19 protein-coding genes and 1 pseudogene are annotated in these 22,166 nt (G+C 66.4%); 10 read left to right on the top strand and 10 right to left on the bottom strand.

Translation table 11 applies throughout. From position 1 onward, the window contains the following. Positions 1 to 35 precede the first annotated feature (35 nt). The 5 genes from ACFVJ3_RS06585 to ACFVJ3_RS06565 all read right to left on the bottom strand — a co-directional run bounded on the left by ACFVJ3_RS06585 (position 36) and on the right by ACFVJ3_RS06565 (position 5,213). The gene (locus ACFVJ3_RS06585; protein ID WP_378451302.1) at positions 36 to 1,283 is read right to left on the bottom strand and encodes an NAD(P)/FAD-dependent oxidoreductase; all 1,248 of its coding nucleotides are present in this window, start codon (positions 1,281 to 1,283) and stop codon (positions 36 to 38) included. Positions 1,284 to 1,286: 3 nt separating this feature from the next. After that, on the bottom strand, positions 1,287 to 1,475 hold the full coding sequence (locus ACFVJ3_RS06580; RefSeq protein WP_378451301.1) for a ferredoxin: 189 nt from the start codon (positions 1,473 to 1,475) through the stop codon (positions 1,287 to 1,289). A 79-nt stretch (positions 1,476 to 1,554) separates the two neighbouring features. Continuing rightward, entirely contained in the window at positions 1,555 to 2,307 is a 753-nt protein-coding gene (locus ACFVJ3_RS06575) for a gamma-glutamyl-gamma-aminobutyrate hydrolase family protein (RefSeq protein ID WP_378451300.1), read from the bottom strand. A gap of 10 nt (positions 2,308 to 2,317) precedes the next feature. Continuing rightward, entirely contained in the window at positions 2,318 to 3,814 is a 1,497-nt protein-coding gene (locus tag ACFVJ3_RS06570; protein WP_378451299.1) for an aldehyde dehydrogenase, read from the bottom strand. 16 nt (positions 3,815 to 3,830) lie between these two features. Continuing rightward, on the bottom strand, positions 3,831 to 5,213 hold the full coding sequence (locus tag ACFVJ3_RS06565; RefSeq protein WP_378451298.1) for an aspartate aminotransferase family protein: 1,383 nt from the start codon (positions 5,211 to 5,213) through the stop codon (positions 3,831 to 3,833). A gap of 80 nt (positions 5,214 to 5,293) precedes the next feature. Between ACFVJ3_RS06565 and ACFVJ3_RS06560 the strand changes: the two genes are divergently transcribed. The 4 genes from ACFVJ3_RS06560 (at position 5,294) to ACFVJ3_RS06545 (ending at position 9,858) form a co-directional block, all read left to right on the top strand. Next, a complete protein-coding gene (locus tag ACFVJ3_RS06560) occupies positions 5,294 to 6,724 on the top strand; it encodes an aldehyde dehydrogenase family protein (protein ID WP_378451297.1) in 1,431 nt (476 codons plus the stop codon). Positions 6,725 to 6,942: 218 nt separating this feature from the next. Beyond that, the gene (locus tag ACFVJ3_RS06555; RefSeq protein WP_378451296.1) at positions 6,943 to 8,358 is read left to right on the top strand and encodes a glutamine synthetase family protein; all 1,416 of its coding nucleotides are present in this window, start codon (positions 6,943 to 6,945) and stop codon (positions 8,356 to 8,358) included. 73 nt (positions 8,359 to 8,431) lie between these two features. Beyond that, the gene (locus ACFVJ3_RS06550; protein ID WP_378451295.1) at positions 8,432 to 9,142 is read left to right on the top strand and encodes a substrate-binding periplasmic protein; all 711 of its coding nucleotides are present in this window, start codon (positions 8,432 to 8,434) and stop codon (positions 9,140 to 9,142) included. 479 nt (positions 9,143 to 9,621) lie between these two features. After that, positions 9,622 to 9,858, top strand: coding sequence for a hypothetical protein (locus ACFVJ3_RS06545; protein ID WP_378451294.1), 237 nt, complete (start codon positions 9,622 to 9,624; stop codon positions 9,856 to 9,858). Between the two features lie 467 nt (positions 9,859 to 10,325). Here ACFVJ3_RS06545 and ACFVJ3_RS06540 read toward each other — a convergent pair whose 3' ends face one another. Continuing rightward, the gene (locus tag ACFVJ3_RS06540) at positions 10,326 to 11,333 is read right to left on the bottom strand and encodes a LacI family DNA-binding transcriptional regulator (RefSeq protein ID WP_378451293.1); all 1,008 of its coding nucleotides are present in this window, start codon (positions 11,331 to 11,333) and stop codon (positions 10,326 to 10,328) included. A 134-nt stretch (positions 11,334 to 11,467) separates the two neighbouring features. Between ACFVJ3_RS06540 and ACFVJ3_RS06535 the strand changes: the two genes are divergently transcribed. From ACFVJ3_RS06535 to aguB, 3 genes are read left to right on the top strand one after another with little or no spacing between them, the layout of a single operon-like run. Then, entirely contained in the window at positions 11,468 to 11,692 is a 225-nt protein-coding gene (locus ACFVJ3_RS06535; RefSeq protein ID WP_378451292.1) for a hypothetical protein, read from the top strand. Further along, positions 11,689 to 13,233, top strand: a complete 1,545-nt coding sequence (locus ACFVJ3_RS06530) for a sodium:solute symporter family protein (protein ID WP_378451291.1) — start codon at positions 11,689 to 11,691, stop codon at positions 13,231 to 13,233. The genes ACFVJ3_RS06535 and ACFVJ3_RS06530 overlap by 4 nt, the downstream gene beginning before the upstream one ends. Before the next feature lie 25 nt (positions 13,234 to 13,258). After that, positions 13,259 to 14,260, top strand: a complete 1,002-nt coding sequence (gene aguB, locus ACFVJ3_RS06525; protein ID WP_378451290.1) for an N-carbamoylputrescine amidase — start codon at positions 13,259 to 13,261, stop codon at positions 14,258 to 14,260. A gap of 212 nt (positions 14,261 to 14,472) precedes the next feature. On the opposite strand, the pseudogene ACFVJ3_RS06520 reads toward aguB, so the two are convergent. Both ACFVJ3_RS06520 and ACFVJ3_RS06515 read right to left on the bottom strand, forming a co-directional pair. Further along, positions 14,473 to 14,844: pseudogene (locus ACFVJ3_RS06520) on the bottom strand (TerD family protein); the annotation flags it as partial. A 353-nt stretch (positions 14,845 to 15,197) separates the two neighbouring features. Then, positions 15,198 to 15,623 carry a hypothetical protein gene (locus ACFVJ3_RS06515; protein ID WP_378451289.1) on the bottom strand — a complete coding sequence of 142 codons (426 nt, stop codon included), beginning with the start codon at positions 15,621 to 15,623 and terminating at the stop codon, positions 15,198 to 15,200. 117 nt (positions 15,624 to 15,740) lie between these two features. Here ACFVJ3_RS06515 and proS point away from each other — a divergent pair, with 117 nt between their 5' ends. Both proS and ACFVJ3_RS06505 read left to right on the top strand, forming a co-directional pair. Beyond that, complete coding sequence (gene proS / locus ACFVJ3_RS06510) at positions 15,741 to 17,180, top strand: proline--tRNA ligase (RefSeq protein WP_378451288.1); 1,440 nt, start codon at positions 15,741 to 15,743, stop codon at positions 17,178 to 17,180. 142 nt (positions 17,181 to 17,322) lie between these two features. Continuing rightward, positions 17,323 to 18,168 carry a hypothetical protein gene (locus ACFVJ3_RS06505; protein ID WP_378451287.1) on the top strand — a complete coding sequence of 282 codons (846 nt, stop codon included), beginning with the start codon at positions 17,323 to 17,325 and terminating at the stop codon, positions 18,166 to 18,168. A gap of 49 nt (positions 18,169 to 18,217) precedes the next feature. Here ACFVJ3_RS06505 and ACFVJ3_RS06500 read toward each other — a convergent pair whose 3' ends face one another. Continuing rightward, positions 18,218 to 19,393 carry an MFS transporter gene (locus ACFVJ3_RS06500; protein WP_378451286.1) on the bottom strand — a complete coding sequence of 392 codons (1,176 nt, stop codon included), beginning with the start codon at positions 19,391 to 19,393 and terminating at the stop codon, positions 18,218 to 18,220. A gap of 142 nt (positions 19,394 to 19,535) precedes the next feature. Here ACFVJ3_RS06500 and ACFVJ3_RS06495 point away from each other — a divergent pair, with 142 nt between their 5' ends. Beyond that, positions 19,536 to 20,897, top strand: a complete 1,362-nt coding sequence (locus ACFVJ3_RS06495) for an amidase (RefSeq protein WP_378451285.1) — start codon at positions 19,536 to 19,538, stop codon at positions 20,895 to 20,897. 23 nt (positions 20,898 to 20,920) lie between these two features. Here the strand turns inward: ACFVJ3_RS06495 and ACFVJ3_RS06490 are convergent, their stop codons facing one another. Then, positions 20,921 to 22,108, bottom strand: coding sequence for a CaiB/BaiF CoA transferase family protein (locus ACFVJ3_RS06490; protein ID WP_378451284.1), 1,188 nt, complete (start codon positions 22,106 to 22,108; stop codon positions 20,921 to 20,923). Between the last annotated feature and the right edge of the window lie 58 nt (positions 22,109 to 22,166).

Raw genomic sequence — 22,166 nt, 5'->3', positions numbered from 1 at the left:
GCGACAAGTGCCTCGGAGCTGCGGTAGGCGTGGGCTCAGCCCACGCTCTCGAGAAGGGCCTTGTGCCGCAACCGTTGCGCCGGCGTGCCGCCGGCAATGACGACGCCGGTCATCGTGGACTCTGTGAAGTAGCCGACCACGACACCCTTCGATGGCCATCCCGGGGTGAATCCGCCCTCCAGGACCTCGATACGGTCTGCGTGTTCGGTGCGCCCGAAACCCTGGATCCTGACGTCGAATTGGTCGCTCCAGAAGGCTGGCAGCGGCGCGAACGGTGCCGGATCTCGGTCACCGCCTTCGGCAGGGCTCAGCCCGCGGATCAAGGTGGTGGCGGCGCGCTGCGCGGTGTCGGCCGGGATGCACCAGTGCTCGACGCGGCGCGGAGTGCTGTCGAATCTCGGGTTCGGGAATCGAGCCACGTCCCCGACGGCCACCACCTCGTGGCGACCTTCGACCCGCATCATGTTGTCGCAGAGGACGCCGTCGGACAGATCCAGGGCGTTCCCGTCCAGCCATTCGACGTTCGGCTGCGACCCGACTGCCTCGACCAGCACGTCGGCCTCGAGCGCGGAGCCGTCGTCGAGGACGACCGTACCGAGCGCCTCGGGATCCGATGACCGCCCGACCAGGGCCGATACCGACCTGCCCAGTGCGAAGGCCACGCCATGCTTTTCGTGGAAGGCCTGCAGGGTGCGGGCGAGGTCGGTGCCGAGCGGGCGCAGCATCGGTGCGGCGAACGGCTCGACGATCGTGACCCGGCATCCGGCGCGGCGGGCACTCGCGGCGACCTCGCACCCGATGAAGCCGCCGCCGACGACCACCACGGAGGTCCCTGCCGTCAACTGCTCACGCAGTGCGATCGCATCGTCGAGAGTGCGTAGTACGTGCCGGTGAGAGCTGAAACCGTCGATCGGCAACCGGCGGGGCCGCAGACCGGTCGCAACGACCAGACCGTCATAGCCGAGTGTGCGCCCGTCCGCGGTGTGCAGGACCCGGTTTGCCAGCACGGCCCCGGTTAGCTCGGTGCCCGTCACCCAGGACACGTCCTCGACGCGCGCGCGCCGGCGCAGGGCCACACCCGGGTAGTTCACGAGTTCGGCCGCGCCGAGTGCACTGGCGTCGGAGGCGACCAAGACGTTCTTCGACAGCGGCGGACGATTGTAGGGCAGGTGCGGTTCGGCGCCGACGACTGTCAGCTCACCCGACCAGCCGTTCACGCGCAGTTGCTCGGCGGCACGCAGCCCGCCGAGGGATCCGCCGACGATGACAATCCGTGGCGACATCGGTTAATCGTCCACACTGATCGCCTGAACGGGGCACACGTCCGCGGCTTCTTCGACGGACGCGCGCAGCGACTCGTCCGGCCCCGGTTCCCAGACCAGCTTCCCGTCGTCGTCGAAGTGGAATACTTTCGGCGCGCTGAAGATGCACTGTCCGTGGTCGGCGCACACCGCGGTGTCTACGGTGACTTTCATAAGGGGGGCCTCTCTTCCCTGGGTGGTCGGCGGCTGTACCGCGATGGGTACGGTCGGGGTCTGCCGGGTGTGCCGGCGGTCAGGACTCGTTGTGGTCGCGAACCCGACCGTCGACACGGTCGAGGAATGCTCGGAACAGTGGGCTCATCGGGTCCTGCTCGGGATGCCACAACACACCGAGCGCGAACGCGTGCTCGGGAGACTCGATGGCCTCGATCACCCCGTCCGGCACCGAGTGCGCACTGACCGTCAGTCCGGTGCCGAGTCGGCCGACGCCCTGATGGTGTGCGGAATGCACGGTCGCGGTGTCGGATTGGCAGGCGCCCGCGACGACGGTGTCCGGAACGAGGGTGACCTCGTGCTTGCCGAACACGCCGTCGTGGGCCGCGTGATCGTCGTGGGCCAGTGAGTCCGGCAGGTGCTGGTCGAGCGTTCCGCCGAAAGCGAGGTTGAGCATCTGCATTCCGCGGCAGATGCCGAGGATCGGGACGTCGAGTTCGAGGGCACGGCGAGCCACCGCGAGCTCGGCGCGATCGCGCGTGAGGTCGGGTTCGGCCGTCGCGGTGTGCGCGGGTTCGCCGTAGGTCGCCGGGCCGATGTCACGCCCCCCGGCCAGAATCACTGCGTCGACGAGATCGAGGACTTGGTCAGGGTTTTCGGCGATGTCGTCATCGGCGGGGAATAGTAGAGCAGTCGCCCCGGCGCGCCGCACGGCCTCGACATAGGTGGTCGGCAGCATCGCGCTGGGCACGTTCGTCCACATACCGAAGTCTCCGTGTTCGACGCCGACGACGATGCCGACCTTCACGCGCCCGGAATTCGAGGAATCCATCGGGGTCACCTCAGCCGATCGTGAAGGGGTCGCGGGTGGCGCCGGTCAGTTCGACCCAGACCGCCTTGGTTTCGGTGTATTCGAGGGCTGCCTCGGGTCCGTTTTCTCGGCCCCAACCGCTGCTCTTGAACCCGCCGAACGGCACGCCGGGCCCGACCACGCGGTAGGCGTTGATCCACACGGTGCCGGCAGTGACCGCGGCCGCGACGCGGTGTGCGCGCTGCAGGTCACGGGTCCACACTCCGGCGGCAAGGCCGTACTGGGTGCCGTTGGCCAATGCGAGTGCTTCGTCCTCGGTCGAGAATCGTGTCACGGCGAGCACCGGGCCGAAAACCTCCTCCTGTGCGATGTGCATGTCGGGCCGGACGTCGGTGAGCACGGTGGGTGCGACGAACAGTCCGCCGCGGCTGGACGATTGGCCACCACCGGTGGCGACGGTGGCGCCGTCGGCGACCGCCTTCTCGATCATTTCGAGCACCGAGACGAGCTGCCTCTGGTTCGCCACGGGTCCCATCTCGGTGGCCGGATCCGTCGGGTCGCCCAGCACGATGGTCTGCGCGCGGCGCACGATCAGCTCGACCAGTTCGTCGTGGACGGATTCGTGGACCAGCAGGCGTGAGCCGGCCAGGCAGGTCTGACCGGTGGCCGCGAATACGCCGGCGATGACACCGTTGGCGGCGGCTTCCAGATCCGCGTCGGGGAACACCAATTGGGCGGATTTACCGCCGAGCTCGAGCAGTACCCGGGTCATGTTCTGCAGGGCCGCGCGGCCGACCTGGACACCGACCGTGGTGGAACCGGTGAAGGCGATCTTGTCGATGCCGCGGTGGCCTGCGAGTGCCTTGCCGACCTCCGGCCCGGTGCCGGTCACGACGTTGAAGACACCCGCAGGGAAGCCCGCCTCGTCCATGCGCTCGGCGAATTCGAGGGTGGAGGCGGGGGTGTAGTCGGAGGGTTTGACGACGAGGGTGCAGCCGGCGGCCAAGGCGGGCGCGAGTTTCCACGCCAGCAGCATCAGGGGTGAGTTCCAGGGCAGGATGGCGCCGACGACGCCAACCGGCTCGCGTCTGGTGTAGATGAAGAAGTTCGGGCGATCCGACGGCAGTGTGTCGCCGCCGAGCGTCTCGGCGATCCCGGCATAGTACCGGTACCACTGGGGCAGATAGGCCATCTGGGCGGCCATCTCGCGCAACAGTTTGCCGTTGTCCTTGGTCTCGATCGCGCCGAGGGCGGCGGCATCGCGCTCGAGTAGATCCGCGAGGGTGCGCATCAGCCGTGCGCGCTCGGCTCCGGTCGCGGTCGACCACGGTCCGGTGGTCAGGGCGGCGCGGGCGGCGGTGACGGCGCGGTCGACGTCGGCGGCGCCGCCGTCGGGGGCCGTCGACCACGGCTCCTGGGTGTAGGGGTTGGTGGTGGCATAGCGGGCTCCGGTCCCGGCGGGGACCCAGTGCCCGTCGATGTACATCTGGTACGCGGGCAGACCGGTGGTGTCGATCGTGCTGCTCATCAGGTTTCTCCTCGGGTCAGTCGGTCGGCAACGAGAGCGCCGCGGCATCGACGAGTGTCGATCGCAGGATGGTCTCGATCTCGGCGAAGTGTTCGGGGCCGGCGATGAGCGGCGGCGCCAGTTGGACCACGAGATCCCCGCGCATGTCGGCCCGGCAGATCAGACCCCGCCGATAGAGTTCGGGGGCCAGGAAAGCCAGCAGCGCCCGGCCCTCGGCCGGCGAGAAGCGTTGCCTCGTCGCTGGGTCCTTGACGAGTTCGATCGCCCAGAAGTAGCCCGCCCCGCGCACGTCACCGACCAGGGGAATGTCGCGCAGCGACTCGAGCATGGCATTCAACGCCGGTTCGTTGGCCCGCACATTCTCGAGCATCTTCTCGCTCTCCATCAGCTCGATGTTGGCCAGCGCCACCGCCGATGCCACCGGATGACCACCGAACGTGACGCCGTGCATGAACACGTTGTTGTCGGCGAGGAACGGCTCGATGACGCGATCGGAGGCGATGACCGCCCCCATGGGCGCATAGGCGGAGGTGAGACCCTTGGCTGTGGTGATGATGTCGGGCACATAGTCGAACCGCTGGGCGCCGAACCACTCCCCCAGGCGCCCGAACGCGCAGATGACCTCATCGGAGATCAGCAGGACGTCGTACTGATCGCAGATCTGCCGCACGCGCTGGAAGTAGCCCTCCGGCGGGACGAAACAGCCTCCCGAGTTCTGGACCGGTTCGAGGATCACCGCCGCGACGGTGTCCGGCCCCTCGAACTCGATTCTTTCCCGGATCGCCTCGGCGAGCGTGTCCACCGCCTGCGGGTCCAGCCGGTAGACGTTGGTATTCGTCACGTGGCTTCCACCCGCGGGCAGCGGTTCGAACGGCGCCTTGGCCGCGGACAACGCGGTCGCCGACAACGCGCCCAGCGTGGTGCCGTGGTAGGCGGTGTTGCGGGAGATGACTTTGTACTTGCCGGCATTTCCGCGAAGGCGGTGATATTGGCGGGCGAGCTTGAGCGCGGAGTCCACGGCTTCGCCGCCACCGCCGACGAAGAACACTCGGTTGAGATCCGCGGGTGCCAGGTGGGCGATCTTCGTTGCGAGCTCGATCGCGCGAGGGTGAGCGAAGGACCACGTCGGGAAGAAGGCCAACTCGGTAGCCTGCTTGGCCGCGGCGTCAGCCAACTCGGTGCGGCCGTGACCGACGTTCACGCAGTAGAGCGAACTCAGGCCGTCGAGGTATCGGTTCCCATGTCGGTCCCACACATAGCAACCCTCGCCGCGGACGATGACTGGGACTTCGGCCCCCTGCGCATACGCCCCCATGTTGCTGAAATGCATCCACAAATGTCTGCTCGGGTCGGAATCGACGGTGTGCACAGGATTTGCACTCAACTCGACTACCTCCATTCTCATTACTCAATGAGCCTTGCCTTCTAACCTCTGACATTATAGGTTTGAGGTAACGATGTCAACGAAGGAGCAGAAGCATGACACTGGTGCGCAGTCAGAACTTCATCGGCGGGCGGTGGGTCGATCCCGTCGACGGTGCGCGTGCGCCGATCACGAATCCGGCCACGGGGAAGGCTATTGCCGAGGCGGCCGTGAGTTCACGCTCCGACGTCGACCATGCGGTCGATGCAGCCGAATCCGGCTGGCGGACTTGGCGGGACACGACCCCCCGGGAGCGATCGGAGTTTCTCTTCGGCCTGGCCGAGGCGATGGCCGCGCACAAGAACGAGCTGGCCGATCTCGAATCGGCGAATGTGGGCAAGCCGATCCTGCTCGCGCGCGGCGAAGTCGACGAGGCGATCGACGGTCTGCGTTTCTTCGCCGGCGCGGTGCGTAGCGGAGAGGGTCTGGCGTCCAACGGGTTCCGTCGCGGTACCACCTCGGTGGTGCGCCGTGAGCCCATTGGTGTGGTAGGCCTGATCACGGCGTGGAACTTCCCCCTGATGGGCGCGATCTGGAAAGCGGGCGCCGCGCTGGCCGCGGGTAACGTGTGCGTACTCAAACCCGCCGAGCAGACCCCGCTGACGACGCTGGCACTTGCCGACGTGGCGGCTCCGATCCTGCCACCGGGGGTACTCAACGTCATTACCGGGCAGGGTGATCCAGTCGGCTCCGCGCTCGCCCAGCACCCCAGGGTCCGGATGGTGTCGGTGACCGGCGCGGTCACTACCGGGAAGGCGGTGGCCGCCGCGGCGGCCCACACCCTCAAACGGGTGCATCTCGAGTTGGGTGGCAACTGTCCCGCCATCGTGTTCGCCGATGCCGACCTCGATGCGGTGACCGCGGGGATTCGTCATGCCGCCACGGTCAATTCCGGCCAGGTCTGCCTGGCGGCGACGCGTCTGCTGGTGGAGAAGTCGTGTTACGACGACCTTCTCGATCGCCTCGTGCCGGCGTTCGAGTCGGTCCGGGTCGGTGCACCCGAGGAGGGTGAGCACATCGAGATGGGGCCGCTCGCCTATCGCGGGCACCGCGATCGAGTGGCCGGCTACATCCGCAACGCCGAGAACGCGAAGATCCTGACCGGGCACCTCGGCCCGGACGCCGACGGCAATTTCGTTGCCCCGACACTGATCACCGGCGTCGAGCAAGGTGACGCGATCGTTCAGGAGGAGATCTTCGGGCCGGTCGTGACCGTACAGCCGTTCGACAATGACGCCCAGGCGGTCGAGTGGGCGAACGGTACCCCCTTCGGCTTGGCCGCGTCGATGTGGACGGGCGACCTCAGCCGGGCGATGAGCAGTGCCCCTCGCCTCGAGTTCGGCACCGTCTGGCTGAACGATCACTTGTCGATGCTTCCCGAGATGCCGCACGGCGGGGTAAAGGACTCCGGCTACGGCAGCGAAGGCTCGAGCTACGGTATCGACGAGTTCACCCAGGTCAAACATCTCTGGATCAACCACGGTTGAGGTCTGAGGCATTCGTACAGACCGGTCTGAACGGTGAATCCATCGGTACTCGGGTCTTGCGAAACAGGAAACGAGCGGATAACATCTAATTCCAGATGTTATATTCCTGACTCAGGGCTCGGCCCTGGATTCCCCGCGCGCCGCACGCAACATCGGCCCGAACGCCCGCTTGATCGGGCGCGGCGCAGCACACTATGTTTGAGACCCGGAGGCCAAGTATGCCCACCACCCGCGAACACGCGACCCCACTCGAGCTGGCGCTCAGCGATCCCGCCCGCGAATCCGAACTGGAACGGTGTCGGCGGCTGTTCGACGAACGCGGTGTCACACACGTGCACTGCCAGTACGTGAGTGTGCAGGGCCGCGTCCTCGGAAAGGTGATGCCGGCCAAGTACTTCCTCGGCACCGCGGCCCGCAAGGGCGTGCCGTTCGGCTACGCCGCGGCAGGTGGGCTGCAGGCCAGCCTCGCCGGTGAGCTGCTCGGACCAGGTGGTATCAGCACCCGCGAGGGCCTCCTGGTGCCCGACCTGACCACGGCGCAAATCCTGCCGTGGGACCCGAGCGTCGCACGAGTCTTCTGCGACCACTACCGCTCGCTGCGTGAGGAGGTCGGGCCGGGTGAACCGGAAGAGGCCGACGCCCGCGGCAACCTCAAGCGCGTCATCGCCGCCTTCCGGGAGGAGACGGGGCTCGAGCTCCGGACCGGGTGCGAGCCGGAGATGAGCTGGTTCAGCGGTCCGGACGCCATCGACAGGTCCGCCTCCTTCTTCCCCGATTGGGTAGGCCCGTCCTACCACCTCGAGCACATCGCGGAGATGATGCCGATCCTCAAGCGCATCACGCAGTATGCCCAGGAAATGGGCTTCGAGATGATCCAGTCCGACTACGAAGACCCCGGTCAGCTCGAGTGCAACTTCCTCTACGACAACGCCCTCGCGACGGCCGACCGACTGATCACCTACCGGCAGATCTGCATGGCGGTGGCCAAGGAGTTCGGTGTTCTGGCCACCTTCATGCCCAAACCGGTCCCCGGGATCATGGCCAACGGCTGCCACCACCATGCGAGCCTGTGGCGTGGCGAGGAAAATGTGTTCGCCGACGATGACGATCTCACCGAACTGGGCCGCCACGCGCTCGGCGGCCTGCTCGAGCACACACGCGGTATGACCGCACTGCTCGCGTCGACGACCAACTCCTATGCCCGCTTCTGGGACGTCGGCCTGTTCGCGCCTGCAGTCACCAACTGGGGATATGACAACCGCACGACCAGCTACCGTGTGCTACCCGGACGCGTCGAAGTCCGCTCGCCCGACGCAGCCGTCAACCCCTACCTGTCCCACGCCGCGCTGATCGGCGCCATGGCCGACGGCATCCGACGGAACGTCGATCCCGGCAAACCCGAACTCGGCAACGCCTACGCACCCTCCGACGACGATGCCCCCTCGACCTTCGCGCCGCCGCCGCTGACCTTGTCCGAAGCCCTCGACGCCCTCGAGGACGACAAGGCGGTTCGATCCGTTCTGCCCGGTCCGCTCTACGAAACCTTCACCTCCTGCAAGCGTGACGAATGCAACCGGCGCTCGGGCGCGATCACCGACTGGGACTTCAACACCTACCTGCGTTACACGCCGTAACACACCATTTCGGACCCCGCCAGAGGGCGGGGCCCGATCCTCCATGCCGGTTCACCGGAGAAGGATCCTTACCGTGAGCGATCTCGAACTCATTCAATCCGGAACTCTCGTCCTGTGCTCCACGGACATTGCCGCCCCGCCCATGACCTCCGTCGTCGACGGTGTGCGATTCGGCTACGAGCCCGACCTCGGTCGTGCACTGGCCAAGCACCTGGGCCTCGAACTGCAGTGGGTCGACGTACGTCGGTGGTCCGATTTCGTGCCGACACTGACCGAACGGCGGTGTGACGCGATCTTGTGCAACCAGGCCATCACCCCCGACCGCGAGGAAATTGTCGACTTCACCATCCCCTACGGACGGTTCAACGAAGGAGTTGTCGTCCGGACCGACAGCCCCGTCCACTCGGCCGCCGACCTCGTCGGCCGCAAGGTCGGAGCCATCACCGGGACCACCAACATTGCACTGGCCGCGTCGTTCGCCGGAGCCGAGGTCGTCGAATTCGGTTCCGGTGACGATGCATTCCACGAGATGGCCGACGCCGCCGTCGACGGCACCATCGATGCGTTCGTCGACGACGAGATCGTGCTGCCCGCACTCGAAGCCACCGGCACGCTGCGTGTCGCCTTCATCGCACCCACAGGAAACCCGTACGGCATCGCGGTGCGCAAGGATTCGCACGCGTTGCGCACCGGCCTGAATGGAGCGATCAATCACCTGATCTCAGACGGCACGCTCGCCGAAATCTGGAACAACTCCTTCCCTGCCAAAGCCTTTCGGTTGTGACCCCACCCAGACCGGCCACGATCCTCTAGGCAGCTGGTTTTCCATGTCTGAACCGCGCACCACAGCACGCAACTTCCGTCCTGACTCCGAGTCGGGCAGGAGCCTCGCCGACAGTCCCGCCACCGATGAGCACCCAACGGCGCACCGACTCCCTCGCCGTCAGCGGCTGCGTGACAAGATCCGCGCAGAAAGACACTCCCGCGTTCCGCGAGAGGCCGACCAGCTGATTCGTTTCGCGCAGAGCTGGATCCCGTATGGGGGGCCACCGCCAGATGAAATCTTGGTCCAGTTCGGGATGACCACAGCCCGCTTCTCGGAGGCCCTGCGACAGGCGACTTCCCTGCCCGACTGCGATCCCGGTATCGCGCGCCGAATACACACCGCCTACTTCATCCGCCCGAGTAGTCTGTGCTGGTATGGCACGGGATGAGCGCGGTGTGGGCGTAGTCCGATCGCGGGGATTCTGCCACGGCGTATCGATGGATGCTCCTTACGCGCAGGCCGCGGTCTGGGTCGCCGACACCGCGCAAGGCGAGCTGACCGGCTATGAGTTCATCCAGTGGCCATCGCGAGGACGGCACATCCTCAACCCCCGCCTCCGCCAGGAAGGACCGGTGTGGGTCGACCCGCACACCGACGCCGCGGTCGCCTCGATCGGCGAACTGTGCGAGCAACGCAGCGCCTGGGACTCCCTCGACCGGCGACCGGGGGAATGAAGGCCCGGGTCCGCTGTCGACCTGCCTTGACGCCGCCGAGGAACCTTCTGCCGGTCAACGATGACCGGATGGTGATTGCCCCACCCGTACACCGTCTTCGCACGGGCGCGGCGGCCGCGTTCGTGTCCTCAGCGACATCGCTCCTCTCAGCATCAGTGAGGTTCGCGAGCACCTCCAACACGAATCCGCCCACAGTCCCACCCCAGGCCCCACCCACTGCACCCCGCGCCGCCGCGCACACAGGCCAGAACCTCGAAACCTCCTGTCCGCGACCGCATCATCGACGCCCTCGAACGACCCGAACAGCTATGGGAATCAACACCGAATGTTGCAGGGTCTCGCGCGGATGCACCCTCGCCCGCGGAACCTCGAAATAGTACTGGAACCCGCCCGGGATCACCGTGAGAGCCTAATGGGGGTGCCAACGCATCTCCGCGGCCTCTCAGTTGGGATCAGACGGACAGCCTTCAACTCGGTTGTGCATCAGAGTTATCGACAATTCGATGTAAATCCGCCACATGAAAACGGTGCAGTGGTTCGGATGGAGGTGAAGTGGACACTTCAACGAGGAAGTCCATGGCCTCGTGGCCGAAACTACGCGGGGCAAGATCTACTGCGAAGATCTGAGAACTTCCCAACTCACTGACAGGGTCGCCAGCCAGGGAAGCCACGCGAAAACCGCGCTCGCTGTTGACGTCGGGAGTCTTCCCGAGCGCGTGCAGCATCGGAAGGGCGCGCCCGGCCAATCCTTGGGGCCCGAACACGATTGCGTCGACGGCGCATTCACCAGTCAACTTCTCGAGAGCAGCGAACAGTTCGTCCTCGTTGGGGTCTGTGGGTAGGAGGAACATGTGCGGCTCGATGCCCTCACGTAGGCACCACTCTTCGAAGCTGCTCTTCGAGTCGGCGGCCCAATGGGGGCCGTGCAGTGATTCCAGGCCAACGTAGCCCGGACGCCGTGTACCTGTTGATTTGAGTTGCTCGAGAACAAAGTTGACGACGGCGCGATGGTCGATCTCGATCGTTCCCACCGGTTGCGTGGGCAGTGGAAGGGGGCCGCTCCGTCCGGCGAAGACGATCGGGATCGCAGCGCGGAGCATCCTGTCGACTACCGGGTCGTCGTCGAGAGCATCGATGACGAGCGCGCCGTCGACCTGGAAGTGTTCGGACGTACGCGTATGGAGCGTGAGATCTCGTCCGACGGATGCCGCTGCGTCCGCTGCTCCGAAAGCGAAGTGCATGTAGAAAGACAGCCCTCGGACCTCCGACGGAATGTACAACCCGAATGCCCCCGTCGTTCGCCGACGCAATGACCGGGCGGCACGATTCGAAACGTATCCCATCGACTGTGCAGCCGTCATCACCCGCTGCCGCGTGGCCTCCGACACCCGCCCGGATCCGATCAACGCATCGGAGACCGTCGTCTTCGACAGACCGAGTTCTCGAGCCAGATCGATGATCGTCACTGCCGGCATGCCGCAATCGTACTGAGGTTCCGGTTTGGAAACCTCGCCACCACACCTTGACATGTGACCGGGGTTACGTGACGATAAAAATCTGCCGGAACGTTCCGGCAGATGCCCTGAGGGCCCTACCACGGAGTTTGCACATGTCATATTCAGCTCGACCGTCCGCGAGAAGGTCGCGTTCCGCCCTGATCCTGGGGCTCCTGGCGCTCGACTTCGTCATTGGGCTGGCACCGCCGCTGCACTGGCTGGCCGGCAACGGCACCGCCGTGGTCTCGATCGGATATTTCCTCGCGGCCGGTGTGTTCATCACGCTGAGCCTGTTCGTGATGACCACGCTGGACGGTGGGAGCGGGGGCGATCGATGATGAACATGCTCATCGGATACGGAGGCGTCGCCGTCTTCTTCGTTGTCGTCGTGACGGCCTTGGAGCTCACCAAACGGAAAGACGCAACGTTCAGTGAGTACGCGACGGCCGGGCGATCCTTCGGATCGTTCTTCGGAACGATGGCGTTCCTCAATACGTGGTTGCCCGGGACGATGTTCATCTCGTTCGCCGGGCTCGCCGCGAGCGCCGGAGTCATCGGCTTCTACTCGATGATCTACTCCCTGCTGGCCGTCGTGCTCATGTTCTTCCTCGCCAAACCCGTCCACGATTGGGGTAAGCGGTACGACCTGAGATCCCAAGCCGACCTGCTCGGCGCCCGTTACAACTCACGCGCGGTCCGGGTAGTTGCCGCAGTGATCGGAATCGCCGCATCGTTTCCGTGGATCGTTCTCGGGATGCAGTCGCTGGCTCTGGTCTTCAAGTATCTGTCGTTCGGGCACGTCGGAGCGAGCGCGGCTGTCGTGATCGGCATCGTGGTGATCGGCCTCCGCCAGATCTGGACGATCAGATTCGGCATGCGCGGGGTGATCATCAGCGACATGGTGCAGGGCATCGTCGCCTACCTCATCGGGACCCTCATCATCCTCGGCCTACTCACCTGGCTTGTCAGCAACGGGCACGGTTTCGACGCCGTCGCCCCGGACCACTTCGAGCTCCCCGGGCCGGGAAGCTCGCTCGGACCTCTCTACCTCTCGTCGCTGATTCTCACCGGCGCGCTGGGAGGTTGGTGCTGGCCGGACATCTTTGTTCGGCTCTTCACAGCAAACAGCACAGCCACGATCAAACGCTCGGCGGTACAAGCGGCGCCGGTGCTCCTGATCTTCGGGGCCGCATTGACGCTGATGGCGATCGCCGCCACCAGTGTTCCCGGTGTCACCGAAGCACCAGATGACGTGTGGTTCATCACGGCCGGTATCGGGGGCGTAGGCCTGATCACCCTGGCGGGCATTTGCGTGGTCGCCGCCACCATGGGCAACGTGGGCGCCAACCTCCAGGCCCTGGGCACCCAAACCGCCAACGACATCATCGGGGTAGCCAAGGGAGTCCGAGTCACCGACCCCCGGATCGGACGCATCACAGTAGGCGTGCTGACACTTCTTGCCGCCATCGGCGCCGTCGCCACCGTCGGCACCTCCTCCGGACTGATCACCCTCGCCCTCATCTCCTACCAGGGCATCTGCCAGCTCGCCCCCACGTTGTTCCTCGGGATTTTCTGGAGAAGAGGCACCGCCACGGCAGCGGTCGCCGCGATGACCAGCGGTTTCGTGACTGCAGGTGTCCTGCAGCTGGTCTACCCGATCTCGATCCCCTGGCTCGGAGGCCTCACCTCCGGTGTCGCAGCACTACTCGTCAACGCCACCGTCTACGTCGCCGTGACCTACGCAGCGCCGATGAGCACCGCTGAACGCCGGAGAGTGGATCTGCTGTTCGACCGGCTGCACGCGTCGGACGCCGATCCGGACCCCCAGACCCACCCCGACCCCGAGGTGGACCTCAATTCCCACACACCAGCCCATTAACACCCGCACCGAGAAGGCAATCCACATGAGACCCACCCAGCAAACGAACCCACGGCCAGTGACCGTGGCCGCCACCCAGTTCGCCTGCACCTGGGACCTACACGAAAATCTTGCAACCGCCGAGCGCCTGGTGCGCAAAGCCGCCGACGCCGGCGCCCAGATCATCGCCCTCCCGGAGTTATTCGAGACGCCCTACTTCTGCCAGAGCCTCGACGACGAGTACTTTTCACTCGCCGCACCCATCGACGAGAACCCCGCGGTGCAACTGGGCCGCGACCTTGCCCACGAACTGCAGATCGTTCTACCGGTGAGCACATTCGAACGCGACGGTCAGAAGTACTTCAACAGCGTCACCATCATCGACGCAGACGGCACGATCCTCGGAACATATCGGAAAACACACATACCGGAAGGCCCCGGATATCACGAGAAGTTCTACTTCAATCCCGGCGACACAGGCCTGAGAGCGTGGCGCACGCGCTACGCCACCATCGGCGTCGGTATCTGCTGGGATCAGTGGTTCGTCGAATCGGCGAGAATCATGGCGTTGCAAGGAGCGGAAATGCTGCTCTACCCCACCGCAATCGGATCAAGCCCCACCCCGAACGACCACCACGGCGACCATCACACCGAACCGGGAGACTTGCAGAACACCGAACTGCGACACACCCACTGGCAGAACGTGCAACGCGGACACGCCGCCGCCAACATGATGCCGGTCATCGCAGCCAACCGAATCGGCGTCGAGACCCAAGGCACCACGCACATCGAATTCTTCGGGCAGTCCTTCATCACCAACCAACGCGGAGAAGTCGTCGAGGAACTGTGCAACGACAGCGAAGGAATCATCCTCCACGAGTTCGATCTGGAGAAGCTGCGCACCCAGCGAGCAAGCTGGGGCCTCTTCCGCGACCGCCGCCCCAGTGCCTACACCGACCTGGCCGCCGGTTCATACCCGCCATCGAATCGAACGACTCCTCCCCCACCCCAACGCAATCACGCCTCGGCGTCGTCAAGCGTCTTCTGACAGTGGACGGACCCGTCACCGCGCCAACCCGATCAACCCAACACCGGCATCGGTCACCGCGCGGTGGCGTGTCCACCCGCCACGCAAGTCGAAGCCCACGCGGGCGAAGGCGCCCGCGCGGCGGGTCTGAGTGAGCCCCAACGCCACTCATCCTGGCCTGAACCGTGAGGAGTGGGACTGTGCGCATCGACAGCAATGATCACGGCTCACGTCGTGTACCCGGCCCCGTCGACGACACGCAGAGCGAGCTTTCCGAGATCACCGAACCTGCCCTCGCCCACACTGCCGACCAAGGCCACGGTGTGCACGTCCTCCGGCACGGCGGACAGGTCGATCGCGATCCTCGCCTGCGCACCTTCCTCGGTGCCGCTCGTACCCAGGAACCGGATCGACCCGTCTGTCGACTCGGGCTGGCTGTAGAACACGAAATCTTCGTCGGAGCGGACCTTGCCGCCGGAGTTCAGCAGCAGAGCCGACGCATCGACCTCGACTTCCGACTCGGTCCACCCGAGCACCACATCGATCTGCTCCACCTCAGCGGGCAGCGACACGTTCTGTCCCTTGGACAGCATCGGAAACTCCACCAGAATCCACCCTCGTTCGACCCGAAACCGCACCAACCCTGCCGGGGCCGGGCAGAGCCTGAGCCGACCACCGACGTCCGTCGCATCAACTGCGCACACTAATCGGTTCGTTTCATCTGTGGACACCACCTGGCAAACATCGTGTCGCCGCGTGACCACACAGCGCCAGCATGCCGTCTTGTCCCAATAGAACACTGTCATCCGCGCGAATAACATTGCAGACGATGCAAAGTGAGCACGGGTGGCGGTTGTCCACGACGCGCAAGCTCATCACGTGTAACACGTGGCTAGCCTCGGTCAAGCCGAGTCGCCCGATGCAGCTAACGGCAGGTCTCCGCCGACCGGTCGCCGCATCAGACTCCGAGCAACAGAATCCCGGTCACCAGCAACGCAATGACCTTGACAATTTCCAGGCCGATATAGATGTAGTGCGCGTGCGAACGGGGGCTGTCTTCACCGGCGAGGACGCGGTCGGTTCGACGTGTCAACCGGGGTCGAACACCGACCAGTTGCACCACGAGCACCGCGACTGCCGCCGCTCCTGCCACCACCACCCGGGTAGGTGGACCGTCGAAGAGGAGCCCGGCAACGAGCAGCGCCGACCAGACCACCTCGGTGGCGTTCAGCGCACGAAACACGAGCCGGCCGATCCCCAATCCGAGGGGCACCGTCACCCCGGGTGCGCGAAACTTCAGCGGCGCCTCGAGGAACGAGATCGCGAGCACCATTCCCAGCCAGGTGAAGGTCACCGCGATCGAGACGGCATGCGCTGCGGACATCCGCCCTCCTTTCTCCTACTCTCGCCGGTGCGGCAAGCTTGATCTCAGACAGTGTGCACCCGAACTCGTAATTCGACAGCTGCGAGTGGCTGATCCTCCCGAGTAGTCTGTGTGGGCATGGCACGGGATGAGCGTGGTGTGACAGCCCAGAGTGAGGACTTCGCTGCCTGGTACAACGAGGTGGTCTTCAAGGCGGGCCTCGTGGACCGAGGTCCGGCCAAGGGCACCATGGTGATCCGACCGTACGGATACCGGCTGTGGGAGCTGTTGCAGTCCGAGCTCGACAGCCGCATCAAGGACACCGGTCACGAGAATGCATACTTCCCGTTGCTGATTCCGGAAAGCTACCTGGGCCGGGAAGCGGAACACGTCGAAGGGTTTTCCCCGGAGCTGGCGGTGGTCACCCACGCCGGCGGGAAGATGCTCGAAGAACCGCTGGTGGTGCGGCCGGCGTCGGAGACGGTCATCGGCGAGATGATGGCGAAGTGGATCAGCTCGCACCGCGACCTGCCGCTGCTGTTGAACCAGTGGGCGAACGTCGTGCGGTGGGAGCTGCGGCCGCGAATGTTTCTGCGCACCACAGAGTTTCTGTGGCAGGAGGGCCACACCGCGCACGCCGACGAGGCCACCGCCCGCCGCGAGACGATGCTGGCGCTGGACATCTATCACGAGGTGGCGCGCGAGTTGGCCGCGATCCCGGTCGTTCCGGGTGAGAAGACACCCGGTGAACGGTTCGCCGGTGCGGAGGCGACCTACACGATCGAGGGCATGATGCGGGACGGCCGTGCGCTGCAGTCCGGCACCTCGCATTACATGGGCACCAGGTTCGCGTCGGCGTTCGACATCCGTTTCACCAGTGAGTCGGGGCGAGAGGAGTTGTGTCACACCACGTCCTGGGGAATGAGCACCCGGATGATCGGTGGCATCGTCATGACTCACGGCGACGACAAGGGTCTGGTGTTCCCGCCGCGGTTGGCACCCCACCAGGTGGTGATCGTGCCGATCACCCGTGGCGGCAACGTTGCGGTCGAGGAAGCGGCCGACGAGCTGGCCCGCCGCCTGCGGTCGGCAGGGGTGCGGACCCACGTCGATGCCCGCCCCCAGCTCACTCCGGGGTTCAAGTACAACGAGTGGGAGATGCGCGGCGTCCCGATCCGGCTCGAGCTCGGCCCGCGAGATCTGGAGGCCGGCACCGTGATGATGGTGAAACGACTCGGCGACGACGGTAAGCAGGCCGTGCCGATCGGCGCCCTGCCCGAGACCATGCCGGGGGTCCTGGACGACTTCCAGGCCTTCCTGCTCGATCGTGCCACCACGTTCCGCGACAACCACACTCGGACCGTCGACAACTGGGCGGATTTCGCGGACGCGGTGTCGACCGGGTGGGCACTGGCACTGCACTGCGGGATCTCCACGTGCGAGGAGGAGATCAAGTCCCTCACCGCTGCCACCCCGCGGTGTGTCCCCCTCGGCGGCGAACCGGAGACAGGCGGGTGCGTGCGATGTGGCGCGGCGTCAGCGTACGGCAAGCGGGTGATCTTCGGGCGCGCCTACTGACGGAACGGGGCGGTACGTGAAGGGGTGCCCATCACCACCCCTCGGGGGACTATTCGCATGCCCGGCACTCGACGGACGCTGGGGATCGCGAAAACCGACCACTCGGAGAGAGACTCCCCTCGATCGGAAGGAACCTTCCACCATGCCCCGAATCCTCGGCACCACCGTCCCCGACGTCCACGAACACGATCCGCCGGGCGCGGCCCTGCCCGCCGTCGAATCCGTCCGGAAGGCGGTCCGTCACCACTGGGCCTTCGCCCGGATAGGCCTGTACCTGCTGCTCGCTTCCCTACCGTTGCTCGCGATCTCGGCGCAGGTGTTCGGTGTCGTGCCGATGAATGCCACCGGTGCCCTGGTGATCATTCCGCTCGCCGCCACCCTCGCCGTGTTGTGCGTGTTCGCTCCGCACCCCATCGACCGCATCGTCGGCCATGGCCTCGGCTGGGGGATGTTCGCGTGTCTGGCCTACGACGTCTTCCGCCTCGACACCGTGTATCTGCTCGGGCTGTGGGGCGACTTCATTCCGAAAATGGGTACGTGGCTGCACTCGGGAACCGATACCCGGACCGGCGCGATCGTCGGCTACCTGTGGCGGTACCTCGGAGACGGCGGCGGTATCGGAATCGCCTTCTTCCTCATCGCCCTCGCGCTCGGCCTCCAACATCGGTCGCGCCGCGTCGTCCTCTTCGCGTTCGTCACCTTCGCGGTGTTCCCGGTGTGGGCCGGGCTCATCGCAACGGTCGCCCTGTCGCCACGCGGACAGCACGACATGTTCCCGCTCACGCCGACGACGATCACGCTGTCGCTGGTCGGGCATCTGATCTTCGGGCTCGTGCTCGGCCTCGGCTTCCTGCGTGCGCGGGGTCGCCTCGGCCAGCACTGGCCGTGGCCGCCGCTGCTCCCGGTACGGTCGCCGGCCGGTGCGGCACAGCCGCGCAGTGAGGCACTGGTGCCCGCGTGCGGCGAATGCGGCGTGGCCGAACGGTAGCGACCCTCGGTAGGTGAGCGGCGAAGCGTGCCCTGGCACGCTTCGCCGCTCACGTGTGGGTGAGGTGCCGGTCCTTCACCCTCCGGCCCACTGCCACGGACAGCAGCATCAGCAGTGCCGCCCCCACGAAGCAGGTGGCGTAGCCGACGTGCGGCGCGAGGAGTGAGATGACGAACGGGACGGCGAAGCCGATGTAGATAAGGCAGTAGAACACCGCCACGGTCTGCGCGAGTTCGTCGGCCGGCGCCAGCTTTTCGACGGACGCGAGACCGGAACCGAGCAGGATGCCGTAGCAGGATCCGAGGAGGAAGGCCGCGACGACGATCGCGGCGACGGACAGCGCACCGTCCGTGTATGCGGCCACGGTCGCGGCGCCGAAGCCCAGCACCCCGAGGGTGATGCCGACCCGGATTCCGGCGGCGGCGTCGTCCTGCTGCGACCACCGTGTGGCCCACGGCTGGATCACCGCCCCGGTGATCAGGGTCAGCGCCGCGACGAGCCCGGTGAATGCCACGGACGCGGAGCGCAGCGACTCGGAGACGAGCGGCGGAAGGGTCGCGAACGACACGGTCGCCACACCGAACACCCACGGCGCCCAGGGCGTGATGCCCCACCGGAACTGCGGTGCTGCCAGCGCCGACAGGGGTTTGGCGGTGAGGTCCGTCGCCCGGACCCGTGCGTCGGGCACCGTCCACACCAGCGCCAGTGCGCCGATCATCATCGCGATGTGCACCAGGTACGGGAGCAGTTCGGGGGCGGGAAGCCACTGCGCGATCACGCCGGCGAACAGGGCTCCGCAGCCGAATCCCGCGGACAGTGACACGGCGGCGCGGCGTGCACCCGCCCCGGCCGGCGCGGTGGAGCTGAGTTCCTTCATCCAGGCGGTTCCGGCGCCGAACGCCATGCCGGACGCGAGTCCGGCCAGCACCCGGCCCAGGTAGAGCAGGTCGGGGACGGCGGCGCCCGCGATGAGGACGAGCGAGGAGACGATGCCGACGGGGATCATCGGGCGGATCACGGCGCGCCTGCCGAAGCGGTCGGACACGCGCCCGAAGTACAGCAGGGCGGGTACGAGCCCGACGACGTACGACGCGAGCATCGCGGTGAACGAGCCGTTTCCGAGGCCGAGATGTTCGCGGTAGACGAGCTGCATCGGGGCGAACTGGTTGGCACCCCAGCTGACCGCGAACAGCGCGGCAGCGAGGCGAACCCAGGGCGAGAGCATCACCTGATCCTCCCAGAGCCTGTAGCGCGGCGAAGTATCAACTCTTCACAGCCCGGGGCGCTCATTCCTGTGCACACTGGCCGTGTGCGGCGGGTGCGGGGATGTCTAGCGTCGATCCCTGAGCACGAGCCGAGGAGGACATGTGTGGGGTAACGACGGAAGCTGGGTCGGCTCGGACGCGCACGCGATCGCCCGCGCCGTGACGAGCCGGGAGGTGTCCGCGAGCCAGGTGCTCGACGACCACCTGGCGCACATCAAGGCCCGCAACCCGGAGCTGAACGCCGTCGTCACCGTCGCCGAGGACCAGGCGATCCGGGCCGCCGACGACCTCGACACCCGGATCGGCCGAGGGGAGGACGTCGGGCCGCTGGCCGGAGTCCCGTTCACGGTGAAGGACCTGATCGCGACCGCGGGTGTCCGGACGACGGCGGGATCGCGCGCACTCGAGCACAACGTGCCGCGCGTCGACGCGCCCGCGGTGGCCGCGATGCGGGCGGCCGGCGCGATTCTCGTCGGGAAGACGAACACCCCGGAGTTCGGGGCCAGCGGCCTCACACACAACGACCTGTTCGGGTACACCGTGAACCCGCTCCGGCCCGACGGCGTTCCCCGCTCCCCCGGCGGTTCGAGCGGCGGCGAGGCGGCGGCGGTCGCGTCCGGGATGAGTGTCGTCGGTCTCGGCACCGACTTCGGCGGCTCGGTCCGCTGGCCCGCCCACTGCACGGGACTGCGGTCCGTGCGCCCGACGATCGGCCGGGTGGACCCCGACGGACAGTATCCGGGCGTTCCGTCGGGCGATCACCTGTTGACCAACCCGGCGACCATGCACGGCACGCTGCAGACGATCGGTCCGATGGCGCGGACCCTCGACGACGCGGCCCTCGTGCTGCGGGTGCTCTCGTCCCGGCAGTACAACTGGACCGACCCGGGTTCGGTAGACCTCTCGCGTCTCGACATCACGTGGGCGCCCGGTGAGGGGACCGTCCCGGTCGACAGGGAGATTTTCGCGGCCGTCGCCGGTGCCGCCGGCCGGCTCGGTGCCCGACCGTACCGGGGTGCGGCGCTGTCGGAGGGGAACGACCTGTTCGGAAGGTTGCGTTCGGTCGAAACCCACACCGACATCGAAGAACTCGGCACCGGATTCGGGACGAACATCACTACGATGCTCGCCGACGCGCGGGACGTGGATCGGCGCCTGGTCGAGCGGCTGTGGGCGCAGCGATCGGAACTCGTGCACCGGCTGCTCGGCGAGATGGGTGACGTGCTCGTCCTTCCCGTCGCCTCGATCCCGGCGCCGCCGCTCGGCGAAGAAGTCTTCGACGTCGGTGGGCAGTCGCTCACGTGGGCGCAGGCTCTGGCGAGTTGTCGCGCGATCAGCGTGACGGGTCTGCCGTCCGTCGTCGTTCCGGTGGGAATCACCCGGTCCGGGTTGCCGATCGGCGTGCAGATCGTGGCGCGGCCGTGGTGCGAGCACGTGGCGTTGGCCGTGGCCGCCCGGTTGTGAGGCGACCACGGCCGACGCGGGTGTCAGATCACCCGGTCTCGCCGCAGGCCCTCGATGTCTTCGTCGCTCAGCCCGAATTCACCGAGCACCTCGGCCGTGTCCTGCCCCAGTACCATCGGCGGCGCATTCCGGATCGGCAGGGTCTCGTCGTCCACCCAGAACGGACCCCGGACCAGCGGCACTTCACCGCCGTCGGGGGTGGTCACCGGCTGCACCATCTTCAGCGCCTGCACCTGCGGGTCGGCGAAGGCCTGATCGATCGTGTGGACGGGACCGCACGGGATGCCCGCCGCGCGAATCGACGTCACCCATTCGGCGGCCGACCGCACGGACAGCAGTTCGAGAAGTTCCTTGGTGAGCCGATCCCGGTGCGCGAGTCGTGATTGGCCGGTGCGGTATTCGGGCCGGTCGGCGAGGTCGGGATCCCCGAGAACCTCGCACAGCGACACCCAGTGCCGGTCCGAACCGGTCGCGATGATGATGGGAAAATCGGCGGTGTCGAACGTGCCGTACGGCGTGATCGTCGGGTGCGTGTTTCCGTTCGGCTCCGCGACGCGTCCGGTGCTCAGGTAGTTCTGCGCCTGGAACGACATGATCGACAGGGCGGATTCGAGCAGGGACGTCTGCACGTGATGACCGGCGCCGTCGCGGCCGCGGGACACGAGTGCGGCCGTGATGCCCAGCGCCGCATAGATACCGGACACCGTGTCGATGATCGGGATGCCGACGCGCATCGGCGTGTGGTCGCCGGCGCCGGTCACCGACATCAGACCCGACATGCCCTGCGCCACCTGATCGAGTCCCGGCGAGAACTGTTCGGGTCCGGTCGGGCCGAAACCGCTGACGCTCATGACGATCACTCCGGGGTTGTCCTCTGCGAGCGACTCCTGGTCGAGCCCCATGTCCGCGAGGACGCCGGGACGGAAGTTCTCCACGATGACGTCCACGTCGACGGCAATGCGGCGCAGCAGTTTCCGGCCCTGCTCGCTGCGCATGTCGAGAGCGACGGAACGTTTGCCACGGTTGACGGAGGCGAAGTACAGGCTGTCGCTGCCGTCGAACGGCGGCCACTGCCGGGAACTGTCGCCACCGGAACGGGTCTCGACCTTGATGATGTCGGCGCCGAAATCGGACAGCAGTGCCGTGCACAGCGGACCGGCGAGGGCCCGCGTGAGGTCGAGGACCCGGATCCCGCTGAGCAACTGATTCATGGTGGATCCTCGGTTCTCTGTGAAGGAAGGGGGACCGTCCGAGAATTGCGGACGCGTC

The sequence above is a fragment of the Rhodococcus sp. NPDC127593 genome, assembly GCF_042671975.1.
Taxonomy (GTDB): Bacteria; Actinomycetota; Actinomycetes; order Mycobacteriales; family Mycobacteriaceae; genus Rhodococcus_F.
Note: the sequence above shows the minus strand (reverse complement) of the source record. Positions and strands in the feature narration are given on the sequence as shown.

Excerpts from the sequence above, each read along its gene's own strand:
- ACFVJ3_RS06585 (WP_378451302.1), bottom strand. The coding sequence starts at position 1,283 with ATGTCGCCACGGATTGTCATCGTCGGCGGATCCCTCGGCGGGCTGCGT.
- ACFVJ3_RS06580 (WP_378451301.1), bottom strand. The coding sequence starts at position 1,475 with ATGAAAGTCACCGTAGACACCGCGGTGTGCGCCGACCACGGACAGTGC.
- ACFVJ3_RS06575 (WP_378451300.1), bottom strand. The coding sequence starts at position 2,307 with ATGGATTCCTCGAATTCCGGGCGCGTGAAGGTCGGCATCGTCGTCGGC.
- ACFVJ3_RS06570 (WP_378451299.1), bottom strand. The coding sequence starts at position 3,814 with ATGAGCAGCACGATCGACACCACCGGTCTGCCCGCGTACCAGATGTAC.
- ACFVJ3_RS06565 (WP_378451298.1), bottom strand. The coding sequence starts at position 5,213 with ATGGAGGTAGTCGAGTTGAGTGCAAATCCTGTGCACACCGTCGATTCC.
- ACFVJ3_RS06560 (WP_378451297.1), top strand. The coding sequence starts at position 5,294 with ATGACACTGGTGCGCAGTCAGAACTTCATCGGCGGGCGGTGGGTCGAT.
- ACFVJ3_RS06555 (WP_378451296.1), top strand. The coding sequence starts at position 6,943 with ATGCCCACCACCCGCGAACACGCGACCCCACTCGAGCTGGCGCTCAGC.
- ACFVJ3_RS06545 (WP_378451294.1), top strand. The coding sequence starts at position 9,622 with ATGGATGCTCCTTACGCGCAGGCCGCGGTCTGGGTCGCCGACACCGCG.
- ACFVJ3_RS06540 (WP_378451293.1), bottom strand. The coding sequence starts at position 11,333 with ATGCCGGCAGTGACGATCATCGATCTGGCTCGAGAACTCGGTCTGTCG.
- ACFVJ3_RS06535 (WP_378451292.1), top strand. The coding sequence starts at position 11,468 with ATGTCATATTCAGCTCGACCGTCCGCGAGAAGGTCGCGTTCCGCCCTG.
- ACFVJ3_RS06530 (WP_378451291.1), top strand. The coding sequence starts at position 11,689 with ATGATGAACATGCTCATCGGATACGGAGGCGTCGCCGTCTTCTTCGTT.
- aguB (WP_378451290.1), top strand. The coding sequence starts at position 13,259 with ATGAGACCCACCCAGCAAACGAACCCACGGCCAGTGACCGTGGCCGCC.
- ACFVJ3_RS06515 (WP_378451289.1), bottom strand. The coding sequence starts at position 15,623 with ATGTCCGCAGCGCATGCCGTCTCGATCGCGGTGACCTTCACCTGGCTG.
- proS (WP_378451288.1), top strand. The coding sequence starts at position 15,741 with ATGGCACGGGATGAGCGTGGTGTGACAGCCCAGAGTGAGGACTTCGCT.
- ACFVJ3_RS06505 (WP_378451287.1), top strand. The coding sequence starts at position 17,323 with ATGCCCCGAATCCTCGGCACCACCGTCCCCGACGTCCACGAACACGAT.
- ACFVJ3_RS06500 (WP_378451286.1), bottom strand. The coding sequence starts at position 19,393 with ATGCTCTCGCCCTGGGTTCGCCTCGCTGCCGCGCTGTTCGCGGTCAGC.
- ACFVJ3_RS06490 (WP_378451284.1), bottom strand. The coding sequence starts at position 22,108 with ATGAATCAGTTGCTCAGCGGGATCCGGGTCCTCGACCTCACGCGGGCC.